The organism is Romboutsia sp. 1001713B170207_170306_H8, assembly GCF_015550495.1.
Taxonomy (GTDB): domain Bacteria; phylum Bacillota; class Clostridia; order Peptostreptococcales; family Peptostreptococcaceae; genus Romboutsia_E.
The window spans coordinates 1-18165 of sequence record NZ_JADNAX010000018.1 but is presented as its reverse complement, the minus strand read 5'-3'; the positions used below and the strand labels follow the sequence as shown (position 1 = coordinate 18165).

Below are 18165 nucleotides of genomic sequence, written 5' to 3'. Positions count from 1 at the left end.
ATAAAGTATCCTCTCTCATCTCCGAATACTTTAGGTTCTATTATATATAAATCTTTTATTTTAGTTTCTATAAAATTAAAGTTTCCCATTTCTACACCTCTGCCGTTATTGCTACTAGCTCTTCTACATCATCATAATTATTTTCCATAGATACTTTTAGTAAATATTTTCCGTACTCTGTTTTCATTAAAGGTTGTGCTAATTTTAATAATTGACTTCTATTTATATATCCTTTTCTGTATGCAATCTCTTCAAGGCATGCTATATATAAACCTTGTCTTGTTTGAATAGCTTCCACATAATTAGATGCTTCAAGTAATCCTTTATGAGTTCCTGTATCTAGCCAAGCCATTCCTCTTCCAAATAACTCAACCTTTAACTTTCCTCTTCTTAAGTACTCATTATTTATCGATGTTATTTCTAGCTCTCCTCTTTCAGATGGTTTAACATTTTTAGCTATTTCTACTACATCATTATCATAGAAATATAAGCCTGGTACTGCATAGTTTGATTTAGGTACTTCTGGCTTTTCTTCTATTGATAATACATTAAAATCTTTATCAAACTCTACAACTCCAAATGCTTGAGGGTCTACTACGTGATATCCGAATATTGTAGCTTCATCTCTTTCAACTGCATTTTTTAATCTTTCACTAAATCCATATCCATAGAATATATTGTCTCCTAGTACTAAAGCTACCTTATCATCTCCAATAAATTCTTCTCCAATTATAAATGCTTCAGCTAGTCCATTAGGATGCTCTTGTACTGCGTATTGGATATCTAGTCCTAAATCACTTCCATCTCCAAATAATTCTTTGAACATATTTATATCTCTTGGAGTTGATATTATTAATATTTCTCTAATACCAGCCAACATCAATACTGACATTGGATAATATATCATTGGTTTATCATATATTGGTAATGATTGTTTTGACACTGATTTTGTTATAGGATAAAGCCTTGTCCCTGACCCTCCTGCAAGTATAATCCCTTTCATATAATTACTCTCCTCTTATAAATCTATTATTCTTTTTCTAAGTACTCTTTTAAAGCATCGTCCCAATCTCTAAAACTATTTAAACCTACTAATTTAAGCATAAAGTTATCTAAAACAGAATATGATGGCCTTGGTGCTGGTCTTTTAAACTCTTCACTAGTAACAGAATTTACTTTTATATCTATATTTTTTATTTCAAATATCTTTTTAGCAAAATCATACCAGCTACATTGCCCTTCACATGTTCCATGATATGTTCCATAGTATTCAGTTCCAATCAAATCAGTTATAGCTTTTGCTAAATCTACAGTACTAGTTGGACTTCCAACCTGATCATTTACAACATTAAGCTCTTTATTATTTTTAGATAGATTAATCATTGTTCTTACAAAGTTATTTCCTTCTCCATATAACCATGCCGTTCTAACTATAAAGTATTTTGAGCAGAATTGTTTAGTAAATTCTTCACCCATTAATTTACTTGTTCCATATATAGAGTTAGGGCATGTTATATCATCTTCTCTATATGGCCTTTCACCACTTCCATCAAATACATAATCAGTTGATACTTATACAAATTTAGACCCTACCTTCTCACATGCTATTGCTAAGTTTCTAGGTCCTAATGCATTTATTCTATATGCATTATCGATATCTGTTTCACATAAATCAACCGCTGTATGTGCAGCACAGTTGATTACTACATCTGGTTTGATTTTTAATATAAATTCTGATACTTGTTTCATATCAAGTATATTTAATTCTTCTCTATCAGTTGGTATAACTTCATAATCAGACTTAATGTTTAATTGTTTAGTAAGTTCTAAACCTAATTGTCCTTTAGCTCCAGTTATTATTACTCTCATTTAAATTCTCCCTATCTAACTCGCTGTTTTATCTCCAAATAAAACGAATACAGTTTTAAAGATTAATTTTATATCAATCCATAAATTTCTTTCTTCTATATACTTAATATCAAGTTCTACCCATTCATCAAATCCAATTTCATTTCTTCCTCCAACTTGCCAATAACAAGTAAGGCCTGGCTTAACAAGAAGTCTTTGCATTTGATATGTCGTGTACTGAGCAACTTCTCTAGGAATAGGAGGTCTAGGACCAACTATACTCATATCTCCTTTAAGTATATTTAAAAGTTGAGGAAGTTCATCTATACTTGTTTTACGTATAAACTTACCTACCTTCGTAATTCTAGGGTCATCTTTTATCTTAAAAACAGGACCGCTTTGTTCATTTTTTTCTTGAAGTTGTTCTAATAACTCTTCTGCGTTATGAACCATACTTCTAAATTTGTACATATTAAATGTTTTTCCATTAATTCCGTTTCTCTCTTGTGAGAAAAATACTTTTCCCTTTGGATCTTCTAGTTTTATTAATATTGCAACTATTAGAAACACTGGTGATAATATTATAAGTCCGCATAAAGAGCCTACTATATCCATAGCTCTTTTTAAAAATAAATAAATTTTACTATCTTTAAGGTTATTACTATTAACTAATTCACTGTAAGTAACCAGTTCTCTCTCCAAATTTTCCCCCTCCAAAAAACTTTCTTATTTACTTTCTACCAAATAAGCCACGCTTTGGCTTCCTTTTTTCACTTGAACTACCATAGTAGTAGTTATAATATCCGTAGCTCTTCTCATCTGCTTCAAATTTATTTAAAACTGCTCCAAGAATATTAGCATTAACACTTTCTAATCTTTCCTTAGCAATTTTAGTAGCTTCTATATCTGCTTCATTCGCTGCAACTAAAAGAATTGTTCCATCTACATACTGAGCAAGTATACTGGCATCAGTAACAATTCCAACAGGTGGTGCATCTATAAATATGTAATCATAATGAGGTTTTATAGCTTCCATAAAACTTTTCATTCTCTTAGATTGAAGCATTTCAGAAGGATTAGGTGGTATTTTACCAACCTTTAAAATATCTAAATTACTAACCTTAGTATTCTCTATACACTTTTCTACATCTTTTTGTCCTGTAAGCACATCTGTAATTCCATTTATATTGCTAACTCCAAACATCTTATGAACAGTTGGGTTTCTTAAATCACAATCTATTAACAGAACTTTTTTATTCTCAAGACTTGCAAAACTTGCAGCTATATTTGATATAGCCGTACTCTTACCCTCATTTTGACCCGAACTAGTTATTAATATAGTTTTTAAATTTTTATCTATATTAGAAAACTCTATATTTGTTCTTAGTAATCTGTATGCCTCAGATATATGAGACTTTGGATTTCTATGTATGTGTAACTGCATATATATACCTCCTTAAGCTATGTCGTCTTTAGGTATTACACCTAATATTGGAAGACCTAAATGTTTTGTTATATCTTCAGGTTTTTTCATTTTAGTATCCATATATTCTATTAAGAATACTAAGAATAATCCTACCATAATTCCAAGCACGCCTGCTATTGCTATATTCATCTTTTTGTTAGGTGAAACTGGTTCTTCTGGAGTTATTGCTTTGTCTATTACCTCAGCTCCATTTGCTTTAGTTATTCTTTTTACTTCTGTTGTAAATACTTTAGGTATAGCATTTGCTATATTTCTAGCTTGTATAGGATCAGTATCTTGTACTTTTACATTTATAATTTGTGTGTCACCAACTTGTCCTACAGTTACATTTGATACTAAATCAGAGTAAGTCATGTCTAAGTTTAAATCTTCTATTACCTCATTAAGTACAGTTCTAGATTTTATTATTTCTCCATATGTAACTGCCAACTTTTGAGCAACATTATACTCATCACCTGTCATACTTTGAGTTTCCTTAGACTCACTTCTATTTACTATTAATGTAGTGTTTGTTTCATATACTGGTTTCAATAAGAAAAAGCTAACCAGTGCACTTATTATTACTGCTACTACTGTTATAGCTATTATAAGTTTTGATCTTTTCTTGATAATTCCAAAATACTCCCTTAAGTCAATAGTTTCTTCCATAAGTTATCCTCCATTTAAATTTTCCGAATTTTTTAAGCTTTTTATGTTGAATTGTTCACATTCCTTTTTAGCATAATAAAAAGCTTATAACAAAACACCATATAATTTATAAGCTTTTACATATCTTTAATAAGTATTTTATTGTTGATTCTATTTAATCAGACACATATCCACATAAAACTACTTTTCATTCCATATAATAACATTTATCTATAAAGTTTAAAATAGATTCGACAAAACAAGACAGTTTTTTACCATATTTTTGATATTTTTTTACTTTTAACTATTTATATCTTTAATATATAATATATTTGAGGTGATATTTTGAGAAAGTTTTTAAGGACTTTAATAAATCTTATTTTAATTTCTATCTTAGTTCTTTCTGGATATAAAATTTACACAAAGCTTTCAGAATATAAAAAAGCAGATAAAGTATATACAGAAATTAGAGAGAAATCAAAAAAAAGCAACAAAGACGAAGAGTTATCTTCTTCAAACCCTGATTATAGATTTTGGCTTAAAGTAGACAATACAAACATAGACTACCCTGTCGTGCAAGGAACAGATAACGACTACTACCTTACTCACGACTTCAACAAAGACTACCTAGCATCAGGAAGTATATTCATGGATTACAGAAATGACTTTGAAAATGACAAAAGCATAATAATCTACGGACATCACATGAGAAACAAAACAATGTTCGGTGAATTAGCAAACTTCAAAGAAGAATCATTCTTTAATGAAAATAACAAAATAACAATAGAACACCAAGGAAAAACATATACATATGAAGTATTCTCTGTATATATAGCAGATTCATCAGAAAACTTCCTAGAAACAAACTTTAACAACGACACAGAATACCAAAACTACATAAACGAAATAAAAAATAAATCACTATTCAAAACAAACACAAATGTAACGTTTGATGACAAAATAATAACCCTATACACATGCAGCTACGAATTCAACGGAGCCCGAACAATAGTAAACGCAAAACTAACATCCATAAGCTAATACTTTTCTTCTCCCTTTTCCCCACCTTACACCCAGTATAATTATCTAAGCTTGACAAAAAAAGGGTGGCAGAAGCTAAATATTAATTTTTAGTCATTCGCAGCATTTTTTCGCTGCATGACTAAAAATTAATATTAGCGCCCGCCACCCGGCTTTACAAACTTTACTAATTATACAAGAAACTATCAAGTAGTTCTAAGTTTTTATCTTTGTCCCAAAGCACTACCCAACCAGCTTCTTTAAGTCTAACTTCTTCCTTATAATAAGGAAACTCCAAAGTCTTCATATTATCAGTACCAATTCTTAACGCCTTATAACCAAGTATCACAATCTCAGAAGGAGTCAAATTGGTCTTAACACCAGATAATATTATATTTAGAGAACCTATATATCCACTAATACCAGATTTCTTCAAATTATCAAGAGCGCCTTTGACTACCATTCTTTGTCTAGAATTTCTAGCATCTGTACTATCTTGATATCTTATTCTACTAAAAGCAAGTGCTTGATATCCATTTAAATTATAAGTACCTGCACTATCTATAAGTTCTATATCTTTTTCTTGTGGGTATAAGTTATAACAGATTTTTATAAATTGATTAAGTGCTTCAACGTCATTTTCTGTTACTTCTACTTCTACACCACCTATTAAATCAATTATTTTCATAAATGAAGAAAAATTCACTGTAGCATATCTATCTATACTAAGTCCAAAGTTATTATTTATAGTTTCTATTAATAAGTCTGGACCTCCATATGCATAAGCATGAGTTAGTTTTTCCTTACCATGCCCTTTTATATCTACATATGTATCTCTACCTAAAGATGTTAGTTTTATATTATTATTTTCTTGATCTATGCTCATAATAATCATAGTGTCAGAACGATTATATCGCTCTAAATTTTCTCCATCTACTCCTATTAATAAAATGTTTTTTATTCCACACGATGCACTTGAATTTGCATCTTCATATGCAGGCTGTGCATATGTTACTTTAAAAAATGTAAGCATAAAAAATATTGCTAGTATAATACTTGATGATTTCCTTTTCATGCTATCACCACTATTCTTATATTAAAATATTAATTCTTTACTTTACTTTTCCCAAGAAAAAGATTAGTTATTCCTATTAATATAAGTCCTATTATTCCACCTAATGTATCTACCATTATATCTCTAAATTCTCCACTTCTTCCCGGAATAAATAGTTGGTGAAATTCATCCGTGCATGCATATAAAAATACGACTATTAAACTTATTATCATTGAGTTTAATATTTTTTGTGAGTTTCTATGATATATTCCATTATATACTAAGCTATATGTTAGTATTGCTAATACAAAGTATAAAAACATATGAGCTGATTTTCTTATAAAAAATTCCCCTATTGATGATGTTAGTATTGGTTTTGTTATAACTCCTAGTATAGGCATTTCTATAATCATTTTTCGAAATGATCCTGATTGACTAGCTGATACTGTTGCTGGTTGATTTGACAAGTAAAATATAAATCCCATCCAAAATATTATAGCAAGTACTCTTATTGTAATTTTACTTAAGTTTATTTCTTTATTTTTTGTAATTGCCCTCATTTAATACTCCTTTTTATTTATAATTATAAATTTTATCACTTCTATAAAGATATTTGTATTTTATTTTTCAAAAATGTTTATAATCAAATTATTAAATTATACTAATTTATGAAAGGAATGTTATATGTTTAAATTTATAAGAAGATTATTTTTTATTTGCATATTCTTTATAGTTGCCTTAGTAGGTGGTATTATGTACATTAATTACCATAATTATTCCAATTTTACAAAAAATCTTACTACAGTTTCTAATGATACTATTAATCCTAGTAAGGATTCAGATACTAATAATTCTACTCCTATACCAGAGGTAAAAATGGTGAAGGAAAGTGCAAGTATTTCCCAGGTAATGTCGGATATTGTTTCTAATGAAGATAATTATGATTTATTAGTCAGATGTGATGATATTAGTTCTTTAGTTTATTGGAATAAAAATAATAAGAGAGTTTCTATTGTTCCTTTAGAAGATAATGATGATTTTGATACTTTGTCTAGTAAAACTGATAAGTACATAAATCTTAGTGATTATACTATGGATGATTTAGAAAGTCTTAAGGATGAGTTTTTATCTGGTGATATTTCTAAGAAGTTAAGCATTGTTAGTAATATTTTAAAAAATAGCGATACTAATATAAAGGAAAGTGATTTGATTGGAATGTATTTATCTTATGCTTCTAATTAATATTTCTTTTATTTGAAAAGGCTATATTAAAGTTTATCTTTAATATAGCCTTTTTATATCTTTTATATTTTTTATATTTAAGGAAGTTATTTTTCGTTTTTATTTTCTTTATTAGCTTCTTTTTTTCTAGCAACTATTTCTTTTTGCATTTTTTTATTTAATTTTCTTTTTTCTCTTTTTTGTTTCTTAGTAGCCATAATATATCCCCCTTAATATTTTTATATTACTTAGGATAATTATATTAAGATAATCTTTATTATATGATTAAATCTTATTAATCATATAATAAAGATTAAGAAGTTAGTTGCTTTTTATTGTGGTGTAACTTCAGGTGTTGTTTGTGGTTCTTGTATTGGTGACTGGTCTGTAGGTGTATTTGGAGTTTGTTCTGGTGTCTGTTCTGGTTGTTGAGGTGTCTGTTCTGGTGTTGGTGTCACTTCTGGTTTTTGTTCTGGTTGCTGAGGCGTTTGTTCTGGTGTTGGTGTCTGTTCTGGTTTTTGCTCTGGTTGCTGAGGTGTTTGTTCTGGTGTTGGTGTCACTTCTGGTTTTTGCTCTGGTTTTTGTTGTGTATTATTTTCTGTATTATTGTCTTGGCTAGGTTGTGATGTGTTTGTGTCACCTTCATTTTTATTTTGCTCGTTATCTGTATTTAAAGTATTATCAATTTCTACATCTTCAATTTCTATTGGGTTATATTTTTTATGAGTATATTCACTATTATCTGTATTTGTATTAGTGTTATTCTCTTGTGTTGCATTTGTGTTTTGTTGATTTACTTTATCTCTTGTTTTATTTGTATAACCTGTTGGTTTATTTTGATTTGATATAGTTGTATTTGGTACATTATCTTTATTTTTTAAACCTTCAATAATATCACTTCCTGCAAATTTTAAAGTTGCAGATACTATACCTACTGCTGCGCATGCTGATACAATTTTCATATATTCTTTATATTTAGATCTGTCCTCTTCTTTTCCTGTACCTTCATTTTTTAAATTTTTAACTTCTTTAAATTCTTCATTATCGTCTTCATTTTTTCCAGATTCTTTTATATTATTTTCATTTATAGTTTCATTAGAGTCTATATTCTTATTATTCTCATTAATATTATTATTTTCTTCAATATTATTATCGTCTTTATTATTCTCTACTTCTATACTTTTGCTTTTTTCCATGTTTGCTATTGCTTTTAATTTAGCTTCTATCATTCTTTCTTTAGCTTGCTTTTCAAGTTCTATATCATTTCTAAATGTTCTTATATTGTAATCTAGGTGTGAGCTTATATCTAATAAAAAAGCGTCTAAGTTTTCATATCTATCTTTTGGATCTATATACAAACAGTTTTCTAATATAGATATTACGTTTAAACTACATTTTTCTTTGTCTATATAAAATTCTTCCATCATGCTTTTATATAGTTCTTTTTTACCATTTTCCCATACGAATGGTAGCTTTTTATTTATTATTTCAAATAGTACTATCCCTAGTGAGTATATGTCTGATGTTTTATTTATTGATTTGTTAGCTACTTGCTCTGGTGATATATATTTTATTGTTTTAGGATATTTATCTATATATCCTATAGAGTCTAGTTTTATAATATTATCTTCATTTATATATATTTTTTCAGTGCTTAGATTTTTATAAACTATATTTAGTCTATGTAAATCATGTAATCCGTTTATTACTTGTTTTATAATCCCTAAAGCTTCATTTTCTGTAAAATCTTTATTCTCTAATATTTTTTCTAAAGTTTCATATTCAGTGTATTCCATTTCTACAATGTAATATATAGTGTCCATATAACAACCACTGTCTACATTGTTTATTTTAAGCAAGTTTTCATTTTCATTTATATTTGAAAATTGAACAATCTTTTTTAACTCATCAAATTTACTTTCCTTATACTGACTTTTTTCGTAAAGCTTTAAAATTACTTTCTCTTTTGTTTCTATATTGATGGCTGTATATGTTAATTTTGATTTATCCTTCGAAACAAGTTCAAGTGACTCATATTTTTCTGTAAAATTAATCATACTTTTATCATCCTTCTATAAAAAAATTAAAGGTATGAATCCAATTTCTATCCATACCTTTTTACCTTAGATTATAATAAATTTTATGCTTTTCTTATAATAACTATTCTACTAGTTTTATTTCATTAATTTATTATATCTGATTATATTTAATTATACATTTATATCCTTAAATCCTTCTCCAAGTACTTCATGTACATCACTTACTATTATAAATGCTCTTGGGTCTACTCTTTTTATAAGCTTCTTAAGATGAACTTCTTGTTTCTTTTTTACAACTGCTAGTAGTATACTCTTATTATTGTTAGTATATCCACCTCTACCATCAAGTATTGTAACGCCTCTTTTTATATCATTTACTATTGCATCTCTTAAAATTTCTTCATTATCACTTATTATCATAAATGCTTTTGAGTAGTCAAATCCTGATATTATTGCATCTACTAATTTTGCTATTATATATAAAGCTATACCTGAATATAGCCCAGTTTCTAAATTTCCATTTGCAATACCTGCTGATACAACTACCATTCCATCTATAACGATTAAACATTTTGATAAAGGTATACTTGGTATTATTCTATTTACCATAAGTGCTATTAAGTCTGTTCCACCTGTTGAACCGTCTACACTAAATACCATACCTATACCTACTCCTAAGAATATTGCTCCTGATATTGCTGATAAAAGTACATCTTCTGTTACTGATACGTTAGATAGTGGTGCTGTTACATCTAGTAATCCTGATAGTATTAACATACCTGTAAGTGTTTTTATAGCATCTTTTTTACCTAGTATTTTTACTGAGAATATTAGTAGTGGTATTCCCATTGCTAACATTATTGTTGATACTGATAGTCCTGTTAATTTGCTTAGTACTAGTGATAAACCACTTAGTCCTCCCGGTGCTATTGTATATGGTTTAAAGAACATGTTTAGACCTATACTCATTGATAGACATCCTATTATTAATCCTATAAATTCTATGATTCCTGTTTTTATTTTATTGTTCATTTTGTCAAATCCCTCCCTTGCTATGAATATTATATCAGTAATATTTTGTTTTTCAAACAAAAAAATAGATAGCAAGTAATTTTGCTATCTATTTTATATTTTTATTTTTCAAATGAAGAGAAATATGCCGAAACTATTTCTAATTGACCACTTCGATTAGTAATTGTATTATATGGATTTGAGTCTACTAATAGCTCTACTTTTTCTATATTACCTAGTTTATTATTATATTCCAATATGTCGTATTGAAAACTTAAGTCAGTTTTTGATTTTTTAGTTAAATCAATATTTATATTTGCTACTTCATTGTTTTTACCATATACATTTATAACTATATTTTCTACGCTATTATCTATATTTTTAATCTCTAAATTAAAGTATCTACATCTAGGATTATAGTTTTTAACCTCACTACTTATGTTTTCAAAGTCATTTAAGTTCTCATATGTTACTACGTTATTATTTATATTATATCCATTAGTGTATGCCCATGGTGTAAGTGTATTCTCTCCATATTTTATACTTAAAGCTTCTACTGATTCTAAAATCATCTCACCTTGTCTATCATATAAGTCCTGATAATCACTATCAGATTCAACTCTCATTGCTAGTCTTACACCATTTGTCATATGACCCTCTAATTCTTTTAATGATTCTTCTATATCTATTGTCATATTTATTGCATCTGATTTATTTGAGTTTTCTAATTTGTAATCTCCTATTTTCTCTTCAAAATATTCCATATATTGATTGTCACCACTACCTACTAACATCTTTTCATCACCTTGTAGGTAAAAGCTAATTTGAGATATGCTATTATTTATATTTTTAAATTTCAATGATAATGAATTAGTTAACTCTCCATCTACATATGATAAAGGAACTTCTTTCGTTATATATGTATTATTTTGAGTATTACTAAACTTAAGTAAAACTTCATTATTTTCATTGTAACTTAAATTATAGTCATTACTTTTTTCTCCTATATTCCACTCTTTTACCTTACTTATTGTATTTGATGTGTCTGAAGTGTTTTTAAGTTTATCTATATTGGTGTGACTATCTGATTTTACCAAACTAGTACTTTTTACTACATTATTAGTAAAACCTTCTATAGTATCATAGTTATCCATAAATAAAATACTTAATCCACATACAGCAGCTATTGTTACTGATGTTGCTACTTTTCTTTTTCCTGATACTTTACCTATACTCAATATTCAATCTCTCCTTTCATTAATTGTTGTATATAGTCTGTTTTATTGACTATTCTATCTAAATCATAGAAAGGTCTTAGTGAATCTGAGTATATATTTATTAAATTTAGATATGCATCTTTTGATATTTTATCAATTTGTAATATTGCTTCTCCATTGGTTGATTTCTCTATTACTCCTGAAATTACATTTCCATTTAATGATAGTTTTAATTTTTCTCCTTTTAGAAGTACTCTATCATTATCTTGTTCTAAAGTTAAGTAATCTTCAGAAATACCTATTAGTTTAAAACTAAATTCTGTTTCTAGTTTATCTTCTTCAACTAACTGTAGTCTTATATATTCACCTACTATCGTATATGGTTCTTCGTTATAATCTTTTATTAATGATATACGTATTAGTACAAACATTGGTATTACATTATATATTGTCCATAGTATGTTTATACCAAATATGCCTAAGTTAAGTTCACCTGTACTAACTCTATAACATCCCATTACCCAAGATAATACTGTTAATACTATTAGAATTATATGAGGGTAAGCTTCTTTTATATATATATTTCCAGCTGATGATTTTACATCCTTATTTGTAACTTTAAACTTTGTATTTGATTTTTTTAATATATGTGCAAAACAACTTTTTGCGTTGTATGGAGCCATTATTGTTTCATATATATGTGCCCAGTACATAGTTCTTGTATTTGGTGAGTTTACACTGAATATTGAATATTGAACTGCAAAATATGGTACGAACATTATTAATAAATCTTTGATAGGAGCATCTATAAAGAATATACCTGTTAATAAATAAAATATTGGAGCTATTATAAATATCATTTTTAATATACTTGAATACCAAGATAGTAATCCATCTATATAAGCTATTTTTTGATTTAGTTTTAATCCTTTTATTTTAAATGGATTTTTACTTTTTAATAATTGAAGGTTTCCTCTACACCATCTATCTCTTTGACCTAAAAAATCTTTTAAATTAGTTGGATTTAATCCTAGTGCTAATGGCTCATTTAAAAATACACTTTTATATCCTTTTGACTGAATCAAAAATCCTAGTGCTATGTCTTCAGTTATAGAGAAAGTAGGATAACCTCCTATAGAATCAAGTGCTGTTCTTCTAAATACTGCATTTGTTCCAACATGTATTTCTGAGTTTATATATGAACGATTTTCTTGAACATCTCTCATAAAGAAATCTTGTTCTGCTGGAATTTTATGCTTAAAAGCTTTTTGGAATATATCTGCATTATAAAAACTTTGTGGTGTTTGTACAAATCCAACATTTTCATCATTAAAATATGTCACAGTTTTTTCTAAAAAGTTACTCTTTGGAATCATATCTGCATCAAATACAGCTATTAAATCTCCATTTGAATGTAATAACATATTGTTTATGTTTCCTGATTTTGAATAAGTGTTGTCTTTTCTTACTGAATAATGTACATTTAGCTCTTCACATAATTTTTTCACTTCGTATCTTTTACCATCATCACATACGTATATATTTTTCTTATCTTTATCATATTTTATATCCAGTGCTGCAGCTATAGTTGTTTTTATTATATATGTAGGTTCATTGTATGTTGGTATAACTATATCTACAGTAGGTAGATTTTCATCTTGGGATTTTCTTAATAGTTCAAATTCTTCCTTTGGATTTCTTGAGCTTATATATACAAATAACATAAATTGTATAAACCCAAGTATTTCAGCAATAAGTAATCCTATTCCTATATATTTGCTTATACCATATGTTGGTACTGCTGAGAATCTCCAAACGATGTAGTTAAAGGAAAGTATTATACTTATTACATATAGAATACTTTTTACTTTTGGATATATTAGAAATAGTAAAATTAGTATTCCTAGAGATAAAGAAAAATATAAATATATTATCTTCACCCACCTCCTAATATTTTTTTGTTTTTTGATTAGATAGTTGGATATGATACTAATTATTATTATGCTTTTTTACTTTTAATATGAACTATAATTTATAATGCCATACTCAATAAATTAATATATATCTTAAATACATTACTATTCCTTTTTATTTCTTTTATTTATATATAAAGTACTGCTGATGATAGAACTACTAAAGCTATTAAACCTAGTATACTATTATCACCTGTTTGAGGTAGTACAGTTGATTCCATATTTGAGTCATTTTTATCATCTGATGAACTTTGGTTATCATTTGGAACTTGTGGTGATTCAGGCTTACTCGGTATTTCTGGAGTATCAGATTCACCTGGAACCTCTGGTTCAACTGGTATTTCTGGATCACTTGGTAATTCCGGTTCTTCTGGGTCTACTTCTGGAATTTCTGGTAATTGTAATTTTTCATTTACAGTTACTTTTATCTCCTTAGTGAAACTTGCTCCATCTAAGTCAGTTACCTTATAAACTACTTTATATTCTCCAGCTGTTTTTGTATCTACTGTATTTTCTATAACTTCAATCTTTTCTGTTAAATCTCCGTCTTCTTTATCATTTGCTTTTACATAATCTTTAGGATCAAAAGTATCTCCTAACTTTATATTTACATCTTCTGCATTTATTTCTGGTACATTATTCATTTGTACTAATGGAAGTTTAACAGTTACTGTACATGTAGCTTCTTCACTACCACTTCTTGCTGTTATTACTGCTGTTCCTATACCTACAGCTTTTACATTTCCATTGTTATCTACTATAGCTACATTTTCATTGCTTGATTCAAATATAACTGTTTTATCAGTAGCATCCTCTGGCCCTACTGTTGCTATAAGTTTTGCTGTATCTCCTATATTCATAGGTAATTCTGATATATTTAATTCTACTAATGAAACATTTACTATGTTATCGTATGCAGAGTTTATATTTGTAGAATCTGACTTTTCAGTCGGATTCCAGTTAGTTGTGTATGCATCATTTCCATTTACTGATGCTGATGAAGTTGAAAATACATTTTCTAATGAGTAATTTGCTATTTCACTATTTTGTATTAATGGTCTAGTATCACTTAATTTAGCTCCTGGTCCATAACTTCCATATTCAAAGAATCTTGCTGTTGATGCTAAAGAGTTTGCACCCATATCATCCCAACCATTAGTTGCTATATGACTTCCCATGTAGCAGTTTATATATGCAACTGCTGGAGTTACTGTATCAGTAGCACTACTTGGTCTCCATGGTCTTCCTAAAGATACTGAGTTATCAGCTATATCATCAAGTCCAATTAATCTTGAATTCATTATTACATATCCATAAGCATCTTTATCCCATGTATCTGCTGCTGTTATATATCCATTCTTTGGAGATAAGTTTCTATTTACTGATGCTATATCACAATCATTAAATACTGCTTGTGCACGTCCAAATATAAAGTCAACGTCACCTTCTATATAACATTTATAGTAATATTGTCTTGCAGGTAAAGAACTACTTGCATCTGCTAATAATGTGTCTTGATTTCCTATAAATCTACAGTTTATAAATATACTTTGATCAGCTTGGTTATTTAATGCTACTGCTTGATCACCTTCTACTACTTGCTTTTCTTCGTAAGCATTTTCTATTGTAATGTTTTCAGCTGTAAATCCAACAGCTTTTGATTTTATAGTTACACTAGCACTTTTACTTGTTCCATATTTTTCTCCTGTTTCAGGATTTATTGTTCCATTTGAAACATCGTAAGTCCATATAGTCTTTTGGCTATCTTCACCTATTATACTTATATATGGTGATTGTACTATTGTTTTTTCTTTATATACGCCATTTTTTACAAATATGTTTACACGTTCTGTATTTTTAGTTGATATAGAGTCTACTGCTTCTGTTATTGTGCTATATGTTTTTATTCCATCAACTTCTCTTCCTTCAACACCATTGTATGTTGAATCAACGATTATATCATAGTTACCATTGTTTAAATATACTATGTTATAAGTTTTTACTGTTGTTTTTCCATCTTCTGTTGTATGGTAAATTTCTATTATGTTTCTTCCTAAGTCTAATATTAAGTTTTTAGTAAATACTTCATCTTTTGATTTTTCTATAGCATTTACTTTTATTTTATCATTTTGCTTTATTGTTATCTTTCCATCTTTATCAACTGAACCTTTTAATGTTATTACAGGATTTGATACTGTATCATTTGGTTCTTCTATCATGTTGAAATTAGCGGCATTATCTTCATATTGTATATTGTCTGGATTACTATTGTTTGGTACTGCTACTACTTCTTTTGAGTCGTATGCATTTCCATTTTCATTTTTTGCCATTATCTTATAGTAATATGTTTGGAAGTTTACTACTTCTAAATCTTCATATGTTGTTTTAGAAGAATCAACTTCTGCTATTTCTTTATATTCTCCATTTTTTTCTGTTGATCTTTTTATTACATATGAAGTAGCATCTTTTACTTCATCCCAGCTTAAAGTTACTTTAAAATCTTTAGCCTCAGCTTTTACATTTTCTACTGTATCAACTGGCATTTTTTCTATTGTTGAATCATAGTAAAGTTTATCTTCATTTTCTATTCTTACATTGTCAAAAGTAGCAACTGCTGGAGTTTCACTTCCTCCGTTACTTACTACAAATCCTACATACCAAGTGTTGCTTTCATTTACAACAGTTTGAGTTTTTACTATTGTTTTATCGGTTGGGAATGTTGGGTCTTTAGATATATAAGCTTTAAATTGAGTTTTATTTCTTTCTATTTTTATATATTGATTTTTAGAATCTGCATTTAATTCACCTATTTGAGCTGCACCTGATTTTGCTGATGAATTATCTCTATAAGCATATCTATATTGATTTTTACTTGGTTCTACATATACGCCAAAGTAGTCTGCATCATTAGTAAAATTATTATTACGTATAAATACTCCTGCTTGACCATACTTTGCATTAGTCATATCGAAGTCTACTAACCTAGCTACTATAGTAGCATTACCTTCTACTTTGTAATTTACAAACTGATAGTTATCAGTTGATGAAGTATCTTTTCCTATATATGTACCTGATCCATTTACTGTGAATGATTTTGTATCTTTATCAAAATTAGCATATACATTTTCACTGTCATTCCCTATTGATGAATTATTAAATCCATCTGGTAATGTTCCCACACCATAGTTAGGAAGTTCAGGTGTTTCTGGTATTTCTGGTACTTCAGGTACTTCTGGAGTTTGTATATCTGTTGAAGTGTAAATAATTCCACTTTCATTTTTTATTGTTATATCATTAAAATTTGCAACTGCTGGTGTTGTACTTCCTCCATTACTTACTACAAATCCCAAATTCCATGTAGTAGATGATGAATTTATAGTTTGTCCACCAGATGCTATTATGTCATTAAAATCTTTATCATTAGCTATATAATATTTAAAAGAAGTATTATTCTTTTCAATTTTTATATATTTATTTTTAGATTCTTTTGTTAATCCTGATATAGCTGCTGCACCAGTTCCACCTGTAGAGTTATCTCTATAAGCATATCTATACTGATCTTTACTTGGTTCTACATATACACCAAAATAATCTGCATTGTCGCTAGTATTATTTTCACGTATAAATACTCCAGCTTGACCATATTGCGCATTAGTCATATCAAAGTTTTCTAATTTAGCTATAATCGTAGCATCACCATTAACTTGGTAACTTACAAATTGATAGCTATCAACTGATCCCTTATCTTTTCCTATTAGGTTACCTGAGCCTTGAATTTCTAATGTCTTACTAGTGTTGTCAAAAATTGCACTTCCATTACCGTCATTGTTACCTATAGCTACACTTGTAAATCCTTCTGGTAATACGTTTGTTTCTGCATTAACTATACCTACATTTGGAACCATGTACCCTATTACCATGGCTATTGTAAGAACTATAGATAATACTTTCCTTTTTAGATTGTTTTTCATACTATTCTCCCTTCAAAAAAAGGCTATAGTTTAACTTATTTAGTTAGATTAAAATATCTAAACTAAGTTAAGTTAAAATATAGCCGGTTGCACTACTAGCTCCATATGATTTAAGTGCCCATTTACAAATCATACTTCTTAGCTTCTATAATTTTTTGTTTAAATAAAGGATATTAGTCTTTTTGCAATAAAAAAGACTATATCTGTTTATAAATCAATTAGTTTCATTTCTAAATGACTTATAATTAAACATAGCCGGTTGCACTAGTAACTCCATACGATTCAAGTGCCCATATATAAATCGTACTTCTTTGTCTCTATTTTTTTCCAGACAAAATCATTGTCTTTTGTTATAATATCAAATTAATATGATAAAATCTACTATTTTCATTCGATTTATTTTTACATATTCTGTAAATTCGTTTTTGAACACAAAAAAAGACTAAGAATATCTTAGTCTTAAATGGAGCTGGTGATAGGAATCGAACCTACAACCTGCTGATTACAAGTCAGCTGCTCTACCGTTGAGCCACACCAGCAAATATAACATTTTAGGATTAAAGTATGATAATACTTTCAAAACTACATATCATTTACAATATTTATCATTTAACATTTATTTTGGTCAAGTCCTCGACCTATTAGTATCGATAAGCTAAATACATTACTGCACTTACACCTTCGACCTATCAACCAGG

Annotated in this window: 13 protein-coding genes, 1 tRNA gene, 1 rRNA gene, 1 pseudogene and 2 riboswitches; of the genes and pseudogenes, 2 read left to right on the top strand and 14 right to left on the bottom strand. The window is 28.3% G+C overall.

Annotated features, from left to right (window positions below; all coding sequences use genetic code 11):
- Positions 1 to 91: 91 nt before the first annotated feature.
- From rfbA to I2A66_RS16250, 5 genes and pseudogenes are all read right to left on the bottom strand, one after another.
- Positions 92 to 1003, bottom strand: a complete 912-nt coding sequence (gene rfbA / locus I2A66_RS16270; RefSeq protein ID WP_147516915.1) for a glucose-1-phosphate thymidylyltransferase RfbA — start codon at positions 1001 to 1003, stop codon at positions 92 to 94.
- A gap of 26 nt (positions 1004 to 1029) precedes the next feature.
- Positions 1030 to 1869 (bottom strand): annotated as a pseudogene (gene rfbD, locus I2A66_RS16265) (dTDP-4-dehydrorhamnose reductase).
- A gap of 15 nt (positions 1870 to 1884) precedes the next feature.
- Positions 1885 to 2550 carry a sugar transferase gene (locus I2A66_RS16260; RefSeq protein WP_243238756.1) on the bottom strand — a complete coding sequence of 222 codons (666 nt, stop codon included), beginning with the start codon at positions 2548 to 2550 and terminating at the stop codon, positions 1885 to 1887.
- A gap of 28 nt (positions 2551 to 2578) precedes the next feature.
- A complete protein-coding gene (locus I2A66_RS16255) occupies positions 2579 to 3292 on the bottom strand; it encodes a CpsD/CapB family tyrosine-protein kinase (RefSeq protein ID WP_147516916.1) in 714 nt (237 codons plus the stop codon).
- A gap of 12 nt (positions 3293 to 3304) precedes the next feature.
- Positions 3305 to 3982 carry a YveK family protein gene (locus I2A66_RS16250; protein WP_147516917.1) on the bottom strand — a complete coding sequence of 226 codons (678 nt, stop codon included), beginning with the start codon at positions 3980 to 3982 and terminating at the stop codon, positions 3305 to 3307.
- 324 nt (positions 3983 to 4306) lie between these two features.
- Here I2A66_RS16250 and srtB point away from each other — a divergent pair, with 324 nt between their 5' ends.
- Positions 4307 to 5002, top strand: coding sequence for a class B sortase (srtB, locus tag I2A66_RS16245; protein WP_147516918.1), 696 nt, complete (start codon positions 4307 to 4309; stop codon positions 5000 to 5002).
- Positions 5003 to 5168: 166 nt separating this feature from the next.
- Here the strand turns inward: srtB and I2A66_RS16240 are convergent, their stop codons facing one another.
- Both I2A66_RS16240 and I2A66_RS16235 read right to left on the bottom strand, forming a co-directional pair.
- A complete protein-coding gene (locus I2A66_RS16240) occupies positions 5169 to 6056 on the bottom strand; it encodes an LCP family protein (protein ID WP_147516919.1) in 888 nt (295 codons plus the stop codon).
- 29 nt (positions 6057 to 6085) lie between these two features.
- On the bottom strand, positions 6086 to 6595 hold the full coding sequence (locus tag I2A66_RS16235; RefSeq protein ID WP_147516920.1) for a VanZ family protein: 510 nt from the start codon (positions 6593 to 6595) through the stop codon (positions 6086 to 6088).
- 193 nt (positions 6596 to 6788) lie between these two features.
- Between I2A66_RS16235 and I2A66_RS16230 the strand changes: the two genes are divergently transcribed.
- Complete coding sequence (locus I2A66_RS16230) at positions 6789 to 7277, top strand: hypothetical protein (RefSeq protein WP_147516921.1); 489 nt, start codon at positions 6789 to 6791, stop codon at positions 7275 to 7277.
- A gap of 311 nt (positions 7278 to 7588) precedes the next feature.
- Here I2A66_RS16230 and I2A66_RS16225 read toward each other — a convergent pair whose 3' ends face one another.
- The 7 genes from I2A66_RS16225 to I2A66_RS16195 all read right to left on the bottom strand — a co-directional run.
- Positions 7589 to 9313, bottom strand: coding sequence for a protein kinase domain-containing protein (locus I2A66_RS16225; protein WP_195252010.1), 1725 nt, complete (start codon positions 9311 to 9313; stop codon positions 7589 to 7591).
- A 153-nt stretch (positions 9314 to 9466) separates the two neighbouring features.
- Positions 9467 to 10327, bottom strand: coding sequence for a YitT family protein (locus I2A66_RS16220; protein WP_147516923.1), 861 nt, complete (start codon positions 10325 to 10327; stop codon positions 9467 to 9469).
- Positions 10328 to 10428: 101 nt separating this feature from the next.
- Complete coding sequence (locus tag I2A66_RS16215; protein WP_147516924.1) at positions 10429 to 11544, bottom strand: hypothetical protein; 1116 nt, start codon at positions 11542 to 11544, stop codon at positions 10429 to 10431.
- Positions 11541 to 13463 (bottom strand): glycosyltransferase, encoded by a 1923-nt coding sequence (locus tag I2A66_RS16210; protein ID WP_147516925.1) that lies wholly within the window; start codon positions 13461 to 13463, stop codon positions 11541 to 11543. The genes I2A66_RS16215 and I2A66_RS16210 overlap by 4 nt, the downstream gene beginning before the upstream one ends.
- Before the next feature lie 161 nt (positions 13464 to 13624).
- Positions 13625 to 17467 carry a pectinesterase family protein gene (locus I2A66_RS16205; protein ID WP_195252009.1) on the bottom strand — a complete coding sequence of 1281 codons (3843 nt, stop codon included), beginning with the start codon at positions 17465 to 17467 and terminating at the stop codon, positions 13625 to 13627.
- A 72-nt stretch (positions 17468 to 17539) separates the two neighbouring features.
- Positions 17540 to 17623: riboswitch (cyclic di-GMP riboswitch) on the bottom strand.
- Positions 17624 to 17711: 88 nt separating this feature from the next.
- Positions 17712 to 17795, bottom strand: a riboswitch (cyclic di-GMP riboswitch).
- Between the two features lie 136 nt (positions 17796 to 17931).
- Positions 17932 to 18006: transfer RNA gene (locus tag I2A66_RS16200), tRNA-Thr, on the bottom strand.
- 82 nt (positions 18007 to 18088) lie between these two features.
- Positions 18089 to 18165, bottom strand: a 23S ribosomal RNA gene (locus tag I2A66_RS16195); the annotation flags it as partial.